Annotated in this window: 32 protein-coding genes; all 32 read left to right on the plus strand. The window is 44.4% G+C overall.

Annotated elements, in window-relative coordinates; all coding sequences use genetic code 11:
• Positions 1–100: 100 nt before the first annotated feature.
• The 32 genes from tuf to rplQ all read left to right on the plus strand — a co-directional run bounded on the left by tuf (position 101) and on the right by rplQ (position 16807).
• The gene (gene tuf / locus GLW00_RS18955; RefSeq protein ID WP_089654436.1) at positions 101–1291 is read left to right on the plus strand and encodes an elongation factor Tu; all 1191 of its coding nucleotides are present in this window, start codon (positions 101–103) and stop codon (positions 1289–1291) included.
• A 570-nt stretch (positions 1292–1861) separates the two neighbouring features.
• Positions 1862–2170 carry a 30S ribosomal protein S10 gene (gene rpsJ, locus GLW00_RS18960; protein ID WP_089654435.1) on the plus strand — a complete coding sequence of 103 codons (309 nt, stop codon included), beginning with the start codon at positions 1862–1864 and terminating at the stop codon, positions 2168–2170.
• 32 nt (positions 2171–2202) lie between these two features.
• Positions 2203–2838 carry a 50S ribosomal protein L3 gene (rplC, locus tag GLW00_RS18965; protein WP_089654434.1) on the plus strand — a complete coding sequence of 212 codons (636 nt, stop codon included), beginning with the start codon at positions 2203–2205 and terminating at the stop codon, positions 2836–2838.
• A 21-nt stretch (positions 2839–2859) separates the two neighbouring features.
• Complete coding sequence (gene rplD / locus GLW00_RS18970) at positions 2860–3483, plus strand: 50S ribosomal protein L4 (RefSeq protein WP_160916736.1); 624 nt, start codon at positions 2860–2862, stop codon at positions 3481–3483.
• Positions 3483–3770 (plus strand): 50S ribosomal protein L23, encoded by a 288-nt coding sequence (gene rplW, locus GLW00_RS18975; RefSeq protein ID WP_146818469.1) that lies wholly within the window; start codon positions 3483–3485, stop codon positions 3768–3770. The genes rplD and rplW overlap by 1 nt, the downstream gene beginning before the upstream one ends.
• A gap of 36 nt (positions 3771–3806) precedes the next feature.
• The gene (rplB, locus tag GLW00_RS18980) at positions 3807–4640 is read left to right on the plus strand and encodes a 50S ribosomal protein L2 (protein ID WP_146818467.1); all 834 of its coding nucleotides are present in this window, start codon (positions 3807–3809) and stop codon (positions 4638–4640) included.
• Between the two features lie 57 nt (positions 4641–4697).
• Positions 4698–4976, plus strand: a complete 279-nt coding sequence (rpsS, locus tag GLW00_RS18985; RefSeq protein WP_035511685.1) for a 30S ribosomal protein S19 — start codon at positions 4698–4700, stop codon at positions 4974–4976.
• Positions 4977–4996: 20 nt separating this feature from the next.
• Positions 4997–5338 carry a 50S ribosomal protein L22 gene (gene rplV, locus GLW00_RS18990; protein WP_035511684.1) on the plus strand — a complete coding sequence of 114 codons (342 nt, stop codon included), beginning with the start codon at positions 4997–4999 and terminating at the stop codon, positions 5336–5338.
• 3 nt (positions 5339–5341) lie between these two features.
• Complete coding sequence (rpsC, locus tag GLW00_RS18995) at positions 5342–5983, plus strand: 30S ribosomal protein S3 (RefSeq protein ID WP_035511682.1); 642 nt, start codon at positions 5342–5344, stop codon at positions 5981–5983.
• 18 nt (positions 5984–6001) lie between these two features.
• Positions 6002–6436 (plus strand): 50S ribosomal protein L16, encoded by a 435-nt coding sequence (rplP, locus tag GLW00_RS19000; protein ID WP_027953416.1) that lies wholly within the window; start codon positions 6002–6004, stop codon positions 6434–6436.
• On the plus strand, positions 6426–6626 hold the full coding sequence (gene rpmC, locus GLW00_RS19005) for a 50S ribosomal protein L29 (protein ID WP_008636054.1): 201 nt from the start codon (positions 6426–6428) through the stop codon (positions 6624–6626). Before rplP ends, rpmC begins: the two co-directional genes overlap by 11 nt.
• 24 nt (positions 6627–6650) lie before the next feature.
• A complete protein-coding gene (gene rpsQ / locus GLW00_RS19010; RefSeq protein WP_035511679.1) occupies positions 6651–6914 on the plus strand; it encodes a 30S ribosomal protein S17 in 264 nt (87 codons plus the stop codon).
• 42 nt (positions 6915–6956) lie between these two features.
• On the plus strand, positions 6957–7325 hold the full coding sequence (gene rplN, locus GLW00_RS19015; RefSeq protein WP_035511677.1) for a 50S ribosomal protein L14: 369 nt from the start codon (positions 6957–6959) through the stop codon (positions 7323–7325).
• 40 nt (positions 7326–7365) lie between these two features.
• On the plus strand, positions 7366–7677 hold the full coding sequence (gene rplX / locus GLW00_RS19020; protein WP_035511676.1) for a 50S ribosomal protein L24: 312 nt from the start codon (positions 7366–7368) through the stop codon (positions 7675–7677).
• 26 nt (positions 7678–7703) lie between these two features.
• Positions 7704–8243, plus strand: coding sequence for a 50S ribosomal protein L5 (gene rplE / locus GLW00_RS19025; protein WP_115895006.1), 540 nt, complete (start codon positions 7704–7706; stop codon positions 8241–8243).
• 26 nt (positions 8244–8269) lie between these two features.
• Positions 8270–8455, plus strand: a complete 186-nt coding sequence (locus GLW00_RS19030; RefSeq protein ID WP_035511674.1) for a type Z 30S ribosomal protein S14 — start codon at positions 8270–8272, stop codon at positions 8453–8455.
• 30 nt (positions 8456–8485) lie between these two features.
• A complete protein-coding gene (rpsH, locus tag GLW00_RS19035; protein WP_089654429.1) occupies positions 8486–8884 on the plus strand; it encodes a 30S ribosomal protein S8 in 399 nt (132 codons plus the stop codon).
• A 30-nt stretch (positions 8885–8914) separates the two neighbouring features.
• Entirely contained in the window at positions 8915–9451 is a 537-nt protein-coding gene (rplF, locus tag GLW00_RS19040; protein ID WP_089654428.1) for a 50S ribosomal protein L6, read from the plus strand.
• Between the two features lie 35 nt (positions 9452–9486).
• Positions 9487–9849 (plus strand): 50S ribosomal protein L18, encoded by a 363-nt coding sequence (gene rplR / locus GLW00_RS19045; RefSeq protein WP_115895005.1) that lies wholly within the window; start codon positions 9487–9489, stop codon positions 9847–9849.
• A gap of 23 nt (positions 9850–9872) precedes the next feature.
• Positions 9873–10367: a 30S ribosomal protein S5 gene (gene rpsE, locus GLW00_RS19050; protein WP_326315280.1), complete on the plus strand. Its 495-nt coding sequence runs from the start codon at positions 9873–9875 to the stop codon at positions 10365–10367.
• Between the two features lie 18 nt (positions 10368–10385).
• On the plus strand, positions 10386–10568 hold the full coding sequence (gene rpmD / locus GLW00_RS19055) for a 50S ribosomal protein L30 (protein WP_089654426.1): 183 nt from the start codon (positions 10386–10388) through the stop codon (positions 10566–10568).
• A 30-nt stretch (positions 10569–10598) separates the two neighbouring features.
• Positions 10599–11039 (plus strand): 50S ribosomal protein L15, encoded by a 441-nt coding sequence (rplO, locus tag GLW00_RS19060; protein ID WP_089654425.1) that lies wholly within the window; start codon positions 10599–10601, stop codon positions 11037–11039.
• Positions 11039–12331 (plus strand): preprotein translocase subunit SecY, encoded by a 1293-nt coding sequence (gene secY, locus GLW00_RS19065; RefSeq protein ID WP_115895003.1) that lies wholly within the window; start codon positions 11039–11041, stop codon positions 12329–12331. Before rplO ends, secY begins: the two co-directional genes overlap by 1 nt.
• A gap of 43 nt (positions 12332–12374) precedes the next feature.
• A complete protein-coding gene (locus GLW00_RS19070; protein ID WP_115895002.1) occupies positions 12375–13028 on the plus strand; it encodes an adenylate kinase in 654 nt (217 codons plus the stop codon).
• Entirely contained in the window at positions 13025–13771 is a 747-nt protein-coding gene (gene map / locus GLW00_RS19075) for a type I methionyl aminopeptidase (protein WP_160916738.1), read from the plus strand. The genes GLW00_RS19070 and map overlap by 4 nt, the downstream gene beginning before the upstream one ends.
• Positions 13772–13787: 16 nt before the next feature.
• Positions 13788–14123: a KOW domain-containing RNA-binding protein gene (locus tag GLW00_RS19080; RefSeq protein ID WP_035511657.1), complete on the plus strand. Its 336-nt coding sequence runs from the start codon at positions 13788–13790 to the stop codon at positions 14121–14123.
• A complete protein-coding gene (gene infA / locus GLW00_RS19085; RefSeq protein WP_008636026.1) occupies positions 14101–14319 on the plus strand; it encodes a translation initiation factor IF-1 in 219 nt (72 codons plus the stop codon). Before GLW00_RS19080 ends, infA begins: the two co-directional genes overlap by 23 nt.
• Before the next feature lie 28 nt (positions 14320–14347).
• The gene (rpmJ, locus tag GLW00_RS19090; RefSeq protein ID WP_002509257.1) at positions 14348–14461 is read left to right on the plus strand and encodes a 50S ribosomal protein L36; all 114 of its coding nucleotides are present in this window, start codon (positions 14348–14350) and stop codon (positions 14459–14461) included.
• Positions 14462–14485: 24 nt separating this feature from the next.
• Positions 14486–14851 (plus strand): 30S ribosomal protein S13, encoded by a 366-nt coding sequence (rpsM, locus tag GLW00_RS19095; RefSeq protein ID WP_160916740.1) that lies wholly within the window; start codon positions 14486–14488, stop codon positions 14849–14851.
• Between the two features lie 30 nt (positions 14852–14881).
• Complete coding sequence (gene rpsK / locus GLW00_RS19100) at positions 14882–15277, plus strand: 30S ribosomal protein S11 (RefSeq protein ID WP_146818455.1); 396 nt, start codon at positions 14882–14884, stop codon at positions 15275–15277.
• A gap of 180 nt (positions 15278–15457) precedes the next feature.
• Entirely contained in the window at positions 15458–16402 is a 945-nt protein-coding gene (locus tag GLW00_RS19105) for a DNA-directed RNA polymerase subunit alpha (protein WP_089654419.1), read from the plus strand.
• A gap of 45 nt (positions 16403–16447) precedes the next feature.
• On the plus strand, positions 16448–16807 hold the full coding sequence (gene rplQ, locus GLW00_RS19110; RefSeq protein ID WP_160916742.1) for a 50S ribosomal protein L17: 360 nt from the start codon (positions 16448–16450) through the stop codon (positions 16805–16807).
• Positions 16808–16849 lie beyond the last annotated feature (42 nt).

The following is a 16849-nucleotide window of genomic DNA, read 5'->3' on the forward strand; positions in this document are numbered from 1 at the left end:
ACTTGTAGTGTAAGCTTAGGAGTGACTCTTACTTACTCCTAAGCTACATCATAAATCTTGAAAACCAAAATTGTTACTTATCTAAAGGAGGAAATATACAATGGGTAAAGAAAAATTTGACCGGTCCAAGTCCCACGTTAACATTGGTACAATTGGACACGTTGACCACGGTAAAACAACTCTAACTGCAGCGATTACGACTGTACTTCACAAGCGTTCTGGTTCTGGTGAAGCAATGGCATATGACATGATCGACGGTGCTCCTGAAGAACGTGAGCGTGGAATCACAATCTCCACTGCACACGTTGAGTACGAAACTGAAACTCGTCACTATGCACACGTTGACTGCCCAGGTCACGCTGACTACGTTAAGAACATGATCACTGGTGCTGCTCAAATGGACGGCGCGATCCTAGTTGTATCTGCAGCTGACGGTCCAATGCCACAAACACGTGAGCACATCCTACTTTCTAAAAACGTAGGTGTACCAGCTATCGTTGTATTCTTGAACAAAGTTGACATGGTAGACGACGAAGAGCTTCTTGAACTAGTAGAAATGGAAGTTCGCGATCTACTTTCTGAGTACGACTTCGATGGTGATGACGTACCAGTAATCAGCGGTTCTGCTCTTAAAGCTCTTGAAGGTGAAGAGAAGTATGAGCAAGCAATCTACGATCTTATGGATGCAGTTGACGAGTACGTTCCAACTCCAGACCGTGACACTGACAAGCCATTCATGATGCCAGTTGAGGACGTATTCTCTATCACTGGTCGTGGTACAGTTGCAACTGGTCGTGTTGAGCGTGGTACAGTTAAAGTCGGTGACGAAGTTGAAATCATCGGTATGGCTGAAGAGTCCAGCAAAACTGCTGTAACTGGTGTTGAAATGTTCCGTAAGCTTCTAGATTACGCTGAAGCTGGAGACAACATCGGTGCACTTCTTCGTGGTGTTAAGCGTGAAGACATCAACCGTGGTCAAGTATTAGCTAAGCCTGGTTCTATCACTCCACACACAAACTTCAAAGCTGAAGTTTATGTACTAGCTAAAGACGAAGGTGGACGTCACACTCCATTCTTCTCTAACTACCGCCCACAGTTCTACTTCCGTACTACGGACGTAACTGGTGTTATTCAACTTCCTGAAGGCGTAGAAATGGTTATGCCTGGGGACAACGTTGAAATGACTGTAGAACTTATCTCCCCAATCGCGATCGAGGACGGAACTCGTTTCTCTATCCGTGAAGGTGGACGTACAGTAGGTTCTGGCGTAGTTTCTGAAATCACTAAGTAATTTCAGTTCTATCCTATATAAAGAGCAACAGCTTCTGGCTGTTGCTCTTTTTTAATGAAGAAATACAACCATGCTATTGAATTCCTTCCAAAGAATATAGTCTTTGCTATAACATGCCGGCCGAATGAAGTGGGTAGGTTTTCCGTCTTGCCGGTAATCGGCTTTTATATTTCCATCACTGACAACCTTATAAGGATCTAATCTATTATGAATGTTTAGAAAATTATTCTTTACACAGAGATGGTTGATATCCTCATTCATATTTGTTTAAATGGACAATGGATTTCAAAGAGGTAGTCGGAAACATTTGGTGGAAAGCCTATGAATACTAGCTATCCCCTTGAAAAAAGTGGTGAACGCTAGTATAATGTTTTAAGTGTCCGTGATGAAAAAATTATGGATTTATCCTTGCATTGACTGCATTTCTTCTATATAATGAATAATGTTGGTCATAAAAGGCGATGAAGCGAAAGGTTGTTGACACACCCGGCCCCTTTGCCATGGCTGGTGGTCAAGTTTTTTTCGCGGAGAATGTCTATTTCAAAAATGGGCGAAGAAGGAGGGAAAATAATGGCAAAAGAGAAAATTCGTATTCGTTTAAAGGCGTATGATCACAGAGTACTTGATCAGTCCGCAGAAAAGATCGTAGACACTGCGAAGCGTTCCGGAGCTAATGTATCTGGTCCGATCCCGCTTCCAACAGAGCGTTCTGTATATACTGTACTTCGTGCGACTCACAAGTATAAAGACTCTCGTGAGCAGTTCGAAATGCGCACACACAAACGTCTAATCGACATTGTTAATCCAACACCACAGACTGTTGATTCACTTATGCGTTTGGATCTACCATCTGGTGTGGATATCGAAATTAAACTATAAATAAATCGTAAAGATAATAGGAGGTGTAACGGATGACGAAAGGAATCTTAGGACGAAAAGTCGGCATGACTCAAATTTTCTCTGAAAATGGCGAGTTGATCCCAGTAACAGTTGTTCAGGCTGAGCCAAACGTTGTTCTTCAAAAGAAAACAACAGAAAATGACGGTTATGAAGCGATCCAACTTGGTTTTGCTGATGAAAAGTCAAACCGCTTGAAAAAAGCTGCTCAAGGGCACGCTGATAAAGCAAGCACAACACCTAAGCGCTACGTTCGTGAATTCCGTAATACAAACCTTGATGACTTTGAATTAGGTCAAGAGGTTAAAGTTGATATTTTCGAAGCTGGTGACGCAATTGACGTTACAGGAACTTCTAAGGGTAAAGGATTCCAGGGTGCAATCAAGCGCCACAACCAATCTACTGGACCTAAAACTCACGGTTCCCGTTTCCACCGTCGTTCCGGTTCTATGGGGCAAGGTGCTGACCCGTCCAAAGTCTTCAAAGGCAAAGGTCTTGCAGGACAAATGGGTGGCGAAACAGTAACTCTACAAAACCTTGAAGTAGTAAAAGTGGACGCTGAGCGTAATCTACTACTTATCAAAGGTAATGTACCAGGCGCGAAAAAATCTTACGTTAAGATTACAAGTGCAATTAAGGCTAGCAAATAATAAACGAAGGGAGGATATGTCATGCCTAAAGTAGCACTATTAAACCAAAGCGGTTCTAATGTTGGTGAAATCGAACTAAATGAATCTGTATTTGGAATTGAACCTAATACTCACGTTTTACACGAAACTGTGTTGATGCAACGCGCGAATCTTCGCCAGGGCACACACAAAGTAAAAGGACGTTCTGAAGTTAGTGGCGGCGGACGCAAACCATGGCGCCAAAAAGGTACAGGCCGTGCGCGCCAAGGATCTATCCGTTCACCACAATGGGTAGGTGGCGGAACTGTTTTCGGTCCTACACCACGCAGCTACAGCTACACGATGCCTAAAAAAGTACGTCGTTTGGCACTTCAATCTGCTTTCTCTTCTAAAGTGAAAGAAGAAAACATCATTGTTCTTGAGAGCCTTTCTCTTGATGCTCCGAAAACAAAAGAAGTTGCAAACATTCTAAAAGCACTAGATGTTAACGAGAAAGCATTGATCGTTACTGCTGAAGCAGACGAAAATGTAACTCTATCATCTAACAATATCCCTACAGTGAAGAGTCTTCCTGTAGAGCAAGTAAGTGTGTTAGACTTGCTAACGCATGACAAGCTGATCCTTACTAAGGAAGCAGCTGAAAAAGCAGGGGAGGTGCTCTCATAATGAAAGAACCACGCGATATTATCAAGCGCCCTGTCATTACTGAACATTCTGCTGATCTTATGGGAGAAAAGAAATATACGTTTGAAGTTAGCCCGAAAGCTAACAAAACTGAAATTAAAAAAGCAGTTGAAGAAATCTTTGGCGTTCAAGTTGCACAAGTCAACACAATGAACCTTAAAGGTAAGTTCAAGCGTATGGGTCGTTACGGCGGCTACCGCTCCGATCGTAAGAAAGCAGTCATCACATTGACTCAGGACAGCGAAGAACTAGAAATCTTCGAAGCATAAAATACACGAATTGAAATATGAAGGAGGGAAATAAAGATGGCGATTAAAAAGTTCAGACCGATTACTAACGGTCGTCGACACATGTCAGTATCTGATTTCGCTGAAATCACAACTGACAAACCTGAACGCTCCCTTGTCACTCCACTTCATAAAAAAGGTGGACGTAACAACCAGGGTAAGCTGACAGTTCGTCATCAGGGCGGAGGCCACAAGCGTCAGTATCGTATTATCGACTTCAAGCGTGACAAAGATGGAATACCTGGACGCGTTGCTACAGTCGAATATGATCCGAACCGCTCCGCTAACATTGCACTAATCAATTATGTTGATGGTGAAAAACGTTACATCCTAGCTCCAAAAGGTGTGAAGGTTGGAACGGAAATTATTTCTGGTGAAGGTGCAGATATCAAACCAGGTAATGCTCTTCAGTTGAAAGACATTCCAGTTGGTACAATCGTACACAACGTAGAACTTAAACCAGGACGCGGAGGACAGCTTGTCCGTTCTGCAGGTGCTTCTGCACAAATCCTTGGTCGTGAAGAAAAATACACGCTTGTACGCCTGACATCAGGTGAAGTTCGCTTGGTACTAAGCTCTTGCCGTGCAACAATCGGTCAAGTCGGTAACCTTGAGCACGAACTAATCAGCGTAGGTAAAGCTGGACGTTCTCGTTGGAAAGGTAAGCGCCCTACAGTACGTGGTTCCGTAATGAACCCTAGTGATCACCCACACGGTGGTGGTGAAGGACGCGCACCAATCGGTATGCCATCTCCAGTATCTCCATGGGGTAAACCAACTCTTGGATACAAAACGAGAAAACGCAACAAGCCGTCTGATAAATATATCGTACGTAGACGCGGTAAAAAATAACGGGATTGTCGGGCGGGCAGTAAAACCCGTCTCTCAATCGCGAAGGGAGGTTTATTCATGGGCCGCAGCCTGAAAAAAGGACCTTTTGTAGATGATCACTTAATGAAAAAAGTCGAGAAGTTGAACGAAGATAATAAACAGCAGGTCGTAAAGACTTGGTCTCGCCGTTCTACGATCTTCCCTAACTTCGTCGGACACACAATCGCCGTTTATGACGGTCGTAAGCACGTACCAGTTTATGTGACTGAAGACATGGTTGGTCACAAACTAGGTGAATTCGCGCCATCCCGTACGTTCAAGGGACACTCTGGCGACGATAAGAAAACAAAACGTTAATATAGAGAGGAGGCACTCTAATGCAAGCTAAAGCAGTTGCTAAAACCGTTCGTATCGCTCCTCGTAAAGCTCGTCTGGTAATTGATTTAATTCGAGGAAAAAATGTTGGTGAAGCTCTGGCTACACTACGTCTAACACAGCGTGGCGCATCTCCAGTAGTTGAGAAACTTCTTAACTCCGCGATCGCTAACGCAGAACACAACTATGAAATGGACCCGGAAAACCTATACGTTTCCGAAGCGTTTGTAAACGAAGGCGTAACTCTTAAACGTTTCCGCCCTCGCGCTATGGGCCGCGCAAGCCAAATCAACAAACGCACAAGCCACATCACAGTGGTCGTATCAGAAAAAAAGGAGGGATAATCAGTGGGTCAAAAAATTAATCCGGTAGGTCTTCGTATCGGCGTTATCCGCGATTGGGAATCCAAGTGGTACGCTGGCAAAGACTATGCAGACTTGTTACATGAAGACATTAAGATTCGTGAATATGTTGAAAATCGTCTTAAAGATGCTGCTCTTTCTACGGTAGAAATCGAACGCGCAGCAAACCGTGTAAACATTACTGTGCACACAGCTAAGCCAGGAATGGTTATCGGTAAAGGCGGTTCTGAAGTAGAAGCACTTCGTAAAGCTCTAAACCAACTAACTGGTAAACGCGTTCACATCAACATCGTTGAAGTGAAAAAGCCAGATCTTGACGCTACTCTTGTGGCTGACAATATCGCACGTCAATTGGAAAACCGCGTATCTTTCCGTCGTGCTCAAAAACAAACAATTCAACGCGCTATGCGTGCAGGAGCTAAAGGTATTCGTACCCAAGTATCTGGTCGTCTAGGTGGCGCGGATATCGCTCGTGCTGAATATTACAGTGAAGGAACAGTACCACTACACACACTTCGTGCAGACATCGATTACGGAACTGCAGAAGCTGACACTACTTACGGTAAGCTTGGTGTTAAAGTGTGGATCTATCGTGGAGAAGTCCTTCCAACTAAAACTGACAAGTAAGGAAGGGGGAAAAGCATTATGTTAATGCCTAAACGTGTTAAATATCGTCGTCAACACCGTACTAGCTTAAAAGGCCGTGCAAAAGGCGGTACTGAAGTAGCATTCGGTGAATATGGTTTGCAAGCAATTGATCCTGCATGGATCACAGCCCGTCAGATCGAGGCAGCGCGTATCGCGATGACTCGTTACATGAAGCGTGGCGGTAAAGTTTGGATTAAAATCTTCCCTGATAAGCCTTATACTGCTAAGCCCCTAGAAGTACGAATGGGTTCCGGTAAAGGTGCTCCAGAAGGTTTCGTAGCTGTCGTGAAGCCAGGGAAAATCATGTTCGAGATCGCAGGTGTATCTGAAGAGGTTGCACGCGAAGCGTTGCGTCTTGCTTCACACAAACTGCCGATCCGTACAAAATTCGTAAAACGTGAAGAAATTGGTGGTGAAATCAATGAAGGCTAATGAGATCCGTGAATTAACCACTGCCGAAATTGAACAAAAAGTTAAGTCTCTTAAAGAAGAACTTTTCAACCTACGCTTCCAATTGGCAACAGGTCAACTTGAGAACACTGCACGTATCCGTGAAGTTCGCAAGTCCATCGCACGTATGAAGACTGTTGCTCGTGAACGTGAGCTAGGCGTAAATAACTAATAGATGAGAGGAGGTCACCCTCACATGACTGAACGTAATAATCGTAAAGTTTATACTGGCCGTGTCGTTTCTGACAAGATGGATAAGACCATCACCGTACTAGTAGAAACTTATAAGTTCCACAAACTTTACGGCAAGCGCGTAAAGTATTCCAAAAAGTTCAAAGCTCATGACGAAAACAACCAAGCGAAAAACGGCGACATCGTAAGCATCATGGAAACTCGTCCATTGTCTGCTTCTAAGCGTTTCCGTCTTCTAGAAGTTGTTGAAGAGTCTGTCATTATCTAAATAAAGTTCGCTCGGAGTTAATCCGAAGGGAGGTTACATGTTATGATTCAACAGGAATCTCGTCTGAAAGTTGCAGACAACTCTGGTGCCCGCGAAATCCAGACAATCAAAGTATTGGGTGGATCCGGCCGCAAAACAGCTAACATCGGTGATATCATCACTGCTACTGTGAAGCAGGCAACACCAGGAGGCGTTGTTAAAAAAGGTGAAGTTGTAAAAGCTGTTATCGTACGTTCTAAGAGTGGAGTGCGCCGTAAAGATGGTTCTTACATCCGTTTCGATGAAAACGCAGCAGTAATCGTGCGTGATGACAAAGGCCCACGCGGTACTCGTATCTTTGGACCGGTAGCTCGTGAACTTCGTGATGCTAAATTCATGAAGATTGTATCTCTAGCTCCAGAAGTATTATAAAAGCCTGAATGAAATGCCTTGTTAAGGAGGTGCGCGAAGAATGCACGTAAAAAAAGGTGATAAAGTAATGGTGATTACTGGTAAGGATAAGGGCAAACAAGGAACAATCCTTGAAGCTTATCCGAAGAAAGATCGTGTTCTTGTTGAAGGTGTGAACGAAGTGAAAAAGCACGCGAAGCCTTCTCAGGAGAATCCACAAGGTGGAATCCTAACACAAGAAGCTGCGATCCACGTATCCAACGTAATGCCGATCGACCCTAAGACTGGTGAGCCGACACGTGTTGGTTACAAAGTCGAGGACGGGAAGAAAGTTCGTATCGCGAAAAAATCTGGTGAAGCACTAGATAAATAAGCCATACAGGAAAGGAGGGCCACACGATGAACGAACTAAAGAAACAATATCAAGAAGAAGTTGTCTCATCTTTGATGAACAAATTTGAATATGATTCCATCATGCAAACACCAAAAGTTGAGAAAATCGTTGTCAACATGGGTGTAGGTGACGCTGTTCAAAACGCGAAAGCACTTGACACAGCTGTAGAAGAACTAACATTGATCACTGGACAGAAGCCAGTTATCACAAAAGCGAAGAAATCAATTGCAGGTTTCCGTCTACGTGAAGGTATGCCAATCGGCGCGAAGGTTACACTTCGTGGAGAGCGCATGTACGAATTCCTCCAAAAGCTGATCGCTGTATCTCTTCCACGTGTGCGTGACTTCCGTGGTATTTCTAAGAAAGCTTTTGACGGTCGTGGAAACTACACACTTGGTGTTAAAGAGCAATTGATTTTCCCAGAAATCGATTACGATAAAGTAAACAAAGTGCGTGGTATGGATATCGTTATTGTCACTACAGCTGACTCTGACGAAGAAGCACGTGAACTTCTAGCTCAGTTCGGTATGCCGTTCCAAAAATAATGAGCTAACTATAAGGAGGGAAAATAGTGGCTAAAAAATCAATGGTCGCGAAGCAACAGCGTAAACAGAAGTACCAAGTGCGCGAATACACGCGTTGTGAACGCTGCGGACGTCCGCACTCCGTACTTCGTAAGTTTAAGCTTTGCCGTATTTGTTTCCGTGAACTTGCATATAAAGGTCAAATCCCTGGTGTCAAAAAAGCCAGCTGGTAAACCCGAAACAGGGAAGGAGGTTAATGAGTTATGACAATGACAGATCCAATTGCAGATATGCTGACACGTATTCGTAACGCTAACATGGTGCGTCACGAGAAGCTTGAGCTTCCAGCTTCCAACGTTAAAAAAGAAATTGCTGATATTCTTAAGCGCGAAGGTTTTGTACGTGACTACGAATTTGTAGAAGACAACAAGCAAGGAGTTCTTCGCATCTTCCTTAAGTACGGTCAAAACAACGAGCGTGTAATCACTGGTGTGAAGCGTATCAGTAAGCCAGGTCTACGTGTTTACGCTAACGCTGAAGAACTTCCGAAAGTTCTTAACGGTCTAGGTGTAGCCGTTGTATCCACTTCAAAAGGTGTATTGACAGATAAAGAAGCTCGTGAACAAGCCATCGGTGGCGAAGTTCTAGCTTACATCTGGTAAAAAAACAGATCAGACAGGAGGTGCAAACATATGTCTCGCGTAGGTTTAAAATCACTTGAAATTCCTGAAGGTGTAGAAATCATCCAGGATAACAACACGATTACAGTTAAAGGTCCTAAAGGGGAATTGACTCGTACTTTCCACAAGGACATCACAGTTAAAGTTGAGGACAACGTTCTTACTGTAGCTCGTCCGAGCGACCACAAAGAACACCGTGCTCTTCACGGTACTACACGCAGCCTGATCGGTAACATGGTTGAAGGTGTTTCTAAAGGCTATGAAAAGAGTCTTGAAATCATCGGTGTTGGTTACCGTGCGCAGAAACAGGGTCAAAATGTTGTAATCAACGCTGGTTACTCTCACCCTGTTGAAGTCGATAACCACGAAGGTATCGAAATCGAAGTTCCATCCAACACGAAAGTAACAGTTAAAGGAATCGACAAAGAACTTGTTGGTGCAGTAGCTGCGAAAATCCGTGCGATCCGTCCTCCAGAGCCTTACAAAGGTAAAGGAATTCGCTACGAAGGCGAATATGTACGCAGAAAAGAAGGTAAAACAGCTAAGTAAGACTCGTAGCTAACGTATAGAAAGGAGTGACCCTGATGATCACGAAGGCAGATAAAAATGTCGTACGTAAAAAGCGTCATGCACGCGTTCGTAAGAATGTCTTTGGCACCGCTGAACGCCCACGCTTGAACGTATATCGCTCTAACAAACACATTTATGCTCAGCTAATCAACGATGAAAGCCAAGTAACAGTAGCAAGTGCGTCTACTGTAGACAATGACTTCAACCTTGATGCTACAGGCAATGTCGAGGCTGCTCAAAAAGTCGGTGAATTAGTGGCTAAGCGTGCGATCGACAACGGTTTTAAAGTTGTTGTATTCGACCGTGGAGGTTACTTGTATCATGGACGTGTGAAAGCACTAGCTGAAGCCGCTCGCGAAGCCGGCCTAGAATTTTAATAGTTAAAGGAGGGACATAAATGATTACAAACATCGATCCTAACAAACTTGATCTTGAAGAACGCGTAGTTACCATCAACCGTGTAGCTAAGGTAGTTAAAGGTGGACGTCGTTTCCGTTTTGCTGCATTGGTTGTAGTTGGAGATAAAAATGGTCATGTCGGATTCGGTACAGGAAAAGCCCAAGAGGTACCGGAAGCGATCAAGAAAGCCATTGATGATGCTAAGAAAAATCTAATCACAGTACCAGTGAAGAACACGACAATTCCACACGAAATCAACGGACGTTTTGGTGCAGGTAACATTCTTATGAAACCAGCAGCAGAAGGTACCGGAGTTATCGCTGGTGGACCTGTCCGTGCGGTACTTGAGCTTGCAGGTGTTCAAGACATCCTATCTAAGTCACTTGGTTCTAACACGCCAATCAACATGGTACGTGCTACAATCACTGGACTTAGCGAGCTTAAGCGTGCAGAAGACGTCGCTAAACTTCGTGGTAAATCAGTAGAAGAACTGTAGGATAAGGAGGGAAATAAAATGGCTAAACAGTTAGAAATTACCCTCACGCGCAGTGTTATTGGTAGACCGCAAGATCAGCGCTCTACTGTCAAGGCGCTAGGTCTGAATAAGATCCGTCAAACTGTCGTACTTGAAGATAACCCAGCGATCCGAGGTATGGCTAATAAGGTGTCTCACCTAGTTTCGGTTAAAGAAGTTTAATTCTACAAAAGATATAAGGAGGTGCAACGCATGAAACTGCATGAACTAAAACCTGCTAAAGGTACTCGTAAAGAACGTAACCGCGTAGGTCGTGGTATGGCATCTGGTAACGGTAAAACTTCCGGTCGTGGTCACAAAGGTCAAGGCCAGCGTTCAGGAAGCAAAACTCGCCCAGGTTTCGAGGGTGGTCAAATGCCACTTTTCCAACGCCTGCCTAAGCGTGGTTTCACTAACGTTCACCGTAAGGAATTTGCGATTATCAACCTTGATGCACTGAATCGCTTCGAAGAAGGCACAGAGGTTACTCCTGAGCTATTGCTTGAGTCTGGTGTGGTAAGCAACCAAAAAGCCGGAATCAAAGTATTAGCTAAAGGTTCAATCGAAAAGAAACTTACAGTGAAAGCTCACAAGTTCTCTGCTTCCGCGAAAGAAGCAATTGAAGCAGCGGGCGGTCAAACTGAGGTGATTTAATGTTCCGGACAATCTCCAATTTTATGCGCGTGGGTGATATTCGACGGAAGATTATTTTCACTTTGTTGATGCTCATTGTTTTTCGCCTGGGAACATTCATCCCGGTTCCTTTTACAAATAGAGAAGCCATCAATTTCATGGATGAACAGAATGCGTTCGGTTTCCTGAACACATTCGGAGGCGGGGCATTACAAAACTTCTCCATCTTCGCTATGGGGATCATGCCCTACATTACAGCCTCCATCATCATGCAATTGTTGCAGATGGACGTCGTTCCTAAGTTTGCGGAATGGAAGAAGCAAGGTGAAGTCGGCCGTCGAAAATTAGCTCAGTTTACCCGCTATGGAACGATCGTGCTCGCTTTCATTCAAGCCATCGGCATGTCTATAGGTTTTAATGCACTGGCTGGTGGTCAATTGATCGCTGACCCAGGGGTTACGAAATTCTTAATCATTGCTCTTGTCTTGACAGGCGGTACAGCGTTTCTAATGTGGCTTGGTGAGCAAATCACTGAACACGGTGTTGGAAATGGTATTTCCATTCTAATTTTTGCAGGGATCGTTGCTGCAATCCCGACCGGTGTCAACCAGTTGTATGATCAATACATTTCCGGTGCTGGAGAAGAATTGTTCATTAACCTGGTCATCATCGCTCTGATTGTACTTGTTATTATTGCGGTTGTTGTGGGAGTCATCTTCATCCAACAAGCCCTTCGTAAGATTCCTATTCAATATGCAAAACGTTTGGTTAACCGTTCGCCAGTAGGTGGGCATTCTACTCACTTACCACTAAAAGTGAATGCTGCAGGAGTCATTCCGGTCATCTTTGCGATATCTTTTATTATCGCACCAAGAACCGTCGCTGGTCTTTTTGAGAACAGCGAAGTAGCCTCCGTCATTCAATATATATTTGATTATCAAAACTGGCCTGGAATGATTATCTATGTTGCGTTGATCATTGCCTTCACTTATTTCTATACTTTTGTTCAGGTCAACCCGGAACAAATGGCAGAAAACTTGAAGAAGCAAGGCGGGTATATCCCGGGGATTCGTCCTGGAGCCAATACGGAAACGTACTTGACTCGTGTGATGTACCGATTAACATTCGTAGGATCCATCTTCCTTGCAGCTGTCTCTATCCTGCCGATCATCTTGGGCTCTGCCGCGCAGCTGCCACCAAGTATTCAAATCGGAGGTACCGGACTGCTGATTGTTGTAGGGGTTGCCCTTCAGATCATGAAGCAGCTGGAAAGTCAGCTTGTAAAACGCCACTATCAAGGATTCATTAAATAATTAGTGTCAAAGCTAATGAATAAATGAGAGCGAGGGGAACACGTTGAATTTAATTCTGATGGGTCTCCCTGGTGCCGGTAAAGGTACTCAGGCTGAGAAGATAGTCGAAAAATATGACATCCCTCATATCTCAACTGGAGATATGTTCCGATTAGCTATCAAAGAAGGAACAGCACTGGGCAAAGAAGCCAAATCCTATATGGACAAAGGCGAATTGGTTCCCGATGAAGTGACCATCGGAATCGTTCGCGAGCGTCTAAGTAAACCTGATTGTCAAAAAGGATTCCTTTTAGATGGTTTCCCGAGAACAATCGCCCAAGCAGAAGCTCTTGAGAACCTATTAACTGATATGAAAGAGTCATTGGACTATGTCCTTCATATCGATGTTCCCAAGGAGCAACTCATCGAGCGTCTTACTGGACGACGCATCTGCCCTACGTGCGGTGCTACCTATCACGTGGTCTTCAACCCGCCTAAAGAAGATGGCAAGTGTGATCACGATGGCTCTGAGTTGATTCAGCGCGAAGACGATCAGCCTGACACCGTAAGAAAGCGCCTGGAGGTCAATGTTGAGCAATCACAACCTCTGCTTGATTTCTACCAAGAGAAAGGCTACTTGGTATCATTCGAAGGTGACAAAGATATCAACGAAGTATTCCAAGACATCGATCAAAAGCTGGGAGAACTAGCTGAATGATTATTTGTAAGACTTCACGGGAATTAGATATTATGCGTGAAGCAGGGCGGATCGTCGCCTTGACGCACCAAAAGTTGGAACAAAAGATCCAACCTGGTATAACAACTGGGGAATTGGATAAGATTGCAGATGAATTCATACGCAGTATGGATGCAATCCCATCTTTTAAAGGTTATAATGGATTCCGTGGAAGTATCTGTGCATCTGTCAACGAAGAACTCGTTCATGGTATCCCTGGGGACAGGGTGTTGAACGAAGGTGATATCATCAGCATCGATATTGGTGCCAAATATAAAGGTTATCACGGAGACTCGGCCTGGACGTATCCGGTCGGAACCGTCGATGATGAAACCATGGAATTGTTGAGAGTTACTGAGCAATCATTGTTTAAAGGACTTGATGAAGCAAAACCAGGTGTACGCCTTTCAAATATATCTCATGCGATCCAGAGTTTCGTTGAGCCTGAAGGCTTTTCGATTGTGAGGGAGTATGTGGGTCACGGAGTAGGGCAGGAGCTTCATGAGGATCCGCAAATTCCTCATTACGGCCCGCCAAACAAAGGACCACGCCTCAAACCTGGCATGGTATTGGCTGTAGAACCGATGGTGAACGCTGGCTCTCGCTATGTGAAGACGCTCGGCGATCATTGGACGGTAGTCACTCAAGATGGTAAAAGGTGCGCTCACTTTGAGCACACCATTGCAATTACGGATGAAGGGTACGAAATCCTTACAAAATCCTAAGTGAAGGTGATCGTTTTTGAACGAATCTGAGTCGAGTCCGCGAATAGGTCAAATTGTTCGTATTGTGCAGGGGCGTGAGGCAGGACAGTACGCGGTAGTAATCGATGTACTGGATGGCCGCTTTGTGCTGCTTGCCGACGGAGAGAAACGTAAGTATGATCGACCAAAGAAAAAGAATTTGCAACATGTTGAGCTTATGGATTTCATCTCTCCGGAAGTCCAGGACAGCCTTCTGGAAACTGGTCGTGTCACAAATGGCAAGCTTCGATTTGCCGTATCAAAATATGTCAATGAAGCAGTGACTGATTTGAAGAAGGGAGATCAACTCGATGGCGAAAGACGATGTAATTGAAGTAGAAGGGACCGTCGTTGAAACCTTACCGAACGCTCAGTTCAAGGTTGAACTCGAGAACGGTCACTCCGTTTTAGCGCACGTTTCCGGGAAAATTCGCATGCACTTCATTCGAATCTTACCAGGAGACAAGGTAACGGTAGAACTTTCCCCTTATGACTTAACTAAAGGACGTATTACGTACCGTTATAAATAAAACTCCGATCTTAAAGGAGGTATGGATGATGAAGGTAAGGCCTTCTGTAAAACCAATTTGCGAAAAATGCAAAGTCATCAAACGTAAAGGTAAAGTCATGGTTATCTGTGAAAACCCTAAGCATAAACAAAAACAAGGCTAAAACTGAAGGAGGTGCACGTAACTTATGGCACGTATTGCAGGTGTAGATATTCCTCGTGATAAGCGAGTAGTCGTATCCCTAACTTACGTTTATGGTATCGGTAAATCCCTTGCCAAAGACGTACTAGCTGAAGCTGGCGTTTCTGAAGATACTCGCGTTCGCGACCTTACAGAAGACGAACTAGGTAAAATCCGTAAAGCAGTGGAGCAACACAACACGGAAGGTGACCTTCGTCGTGAGAACTCTCTTAACATCAAGCGTTTGATCGAGATCGGTTCTTATCGCGGAATCCGTCACCGTCGTGGACTTCCACTTCGCGGACAGAAGACAAAAAACAACTCTCGTACACGTAAAGGCCCACGTCGTACCGTGGCTAACAAACGTAAATAATAAGCATCACAAAGGAGGTAAGCTAACTATATGGCACGTAAAGGAAACACTCGTAGTCGTAAGCGTCGCGTGAAAAAGAATATAGAGACCGGTGTGGCACACATCCGCTCTACTTTCAACAACACAATCGTAACGATCACTGATGTTCAAGGTAACGTTATCGCATGGAGCAGTGCCGGATCCCTTGGTTTCAAAGGTTCCCGTAAATCTACTCCATTCGCTGCTCAAATGGCTTCTGAAGCTGCAGCGAAAGACGCTATGGACAACGGTATGAAAACTCTTGAAGTAACAGTTAAAGGCCCTGGTGCTGGTCGTGAAGCAGCGATCCGTTCTCTACAAGCAGCAGGTCTTGAAATTACGGCAATCCGTGACGTAACTCCAGTTCCACACAATGGTTGCCGCCCACCAAAACGTCGTCGCGTATAATAGTTCTGAATAGAATTTGTCACCCTGTCTATAATGGGTTATGATAGCTTTTATATCATCACCGTCGTAGACAGAGAAAATATGCAGTTGTCTTTTTATCGGGACTGCCTACCTGAGGAATTTCGGTTAGACCTATTGTCTAACCGGGGTTTCGACGTTTTGAAGGAGGGTTTAGTGTAAATGATCGAAATTGAAAAGCCAAAGATTGAAACGGTCGAGATCAGCGATGAGTCTACTTTTGGTAAGTTCGTCGTAGAACCGCTTGAGCGTGGGTATGGTACAACTCTAGGGAACTCCTTGCGTCGTATCCTATTATCCTCACTTCCCGGCTCTGCTGTCACATCAGTTCAAATTGACGGGGTCCTTCATGAGTTCTCAACCATTGAAGGTGTCGTCGAGGACGTAACCACAGTTATTCTTAATCTGAAGAAACTAGCTTTGAAGGTGTATTCCGACGAAGAAAAGACTTTGGAGATTGATGTACAGGGTGAAGGAAAAGTTACAGCGGCTGACATTACGCACGACAGTGATGTAGAAGTTCTTAATCCAGATCTTCACATCGCAACATTAGATAGCAACTCCAGCTTCCGTGCACGTATTACAGCAGAACGCGGCCGAGGATATCGTCCGGCTGAAGGAAACAACCATGAGGATCAACCAATTGGCGTTATTCCAGTTGACTCTATTTTTACGCCGGTATCCCGTGTAACGTATCAAGTAGAGAACACTAGAATCGGTCAAACATCTAACTTTGACAAGTTGACGTTGGATGTATGGACGGACGGCAGCATTCGTCCGGAAGAAGCGATCTCTCTTGGGGCTAAAATCTATATGGAACACCTCAATATCTTTGTAGGCCTGACTGATGAAGCTCAAAAAGCTGAAATCATGGTTGAAAAAGAAGAGGACCAAAAAGAAAAAGTTCTAGAAATGACGATCGAAGAACTTGATCTATCTGTCCGTTCCTACAACTGCTTGAAGCGCGCTGGTATCAACACAGTGCAGGAACTTGCGAATAAGTCTGAAGAAGACATGATGAAGGTACGTAACCTTGGTCGCAAGTCACTTGAAGAAGTGAAGCACAAGTTGGACGAACTGGGATTAGGTCTAAGAAAAGACGATTGATTGATAGAACACATCTAAGAGATTCAGATAAGGGAGGGATTATCAATGGCTAGAAAACTAGGACGTACAACGGATCAGCGTATGGCGCTACTTCGCAACTTAGCGACAGACTTGATCATTCACGAACGTTTGGAAACAACAGAAGCTAAAGCGAAAGAGCTTAAATCTGTTGTAGAAAAAATGATTACACTAGGGAAACGCGGCGATCTACATGCCCGTCGTCAAGCTGAATCATTCCTTTACAATGCGCAAGCCGACGAAGATGGGGAGCAGACAGCTTTGCAAAAGCTATTCTCTGACATCGGCCCACGCTATGAAGACCGTCAAGGTGGTTACACTCGCGTGCTTAAGCTAGGCGAGCGTAAAGGTGATGGAGCGAAAATGGCGATCATTGAACTAGTTTAATGAATACCATGAGGGTAAAAGGGCAGGACTGAATCTCATCGC

It is taken from the genome of Halobacillus litoralis (genome assembly GCF_009856445.1).
Taxonomy (GTDB): Bacteria; Bacillota; Bacilli; order Bacillales; family Halobacillaceae; genus Halobacillus; species Halobacillus litoralis.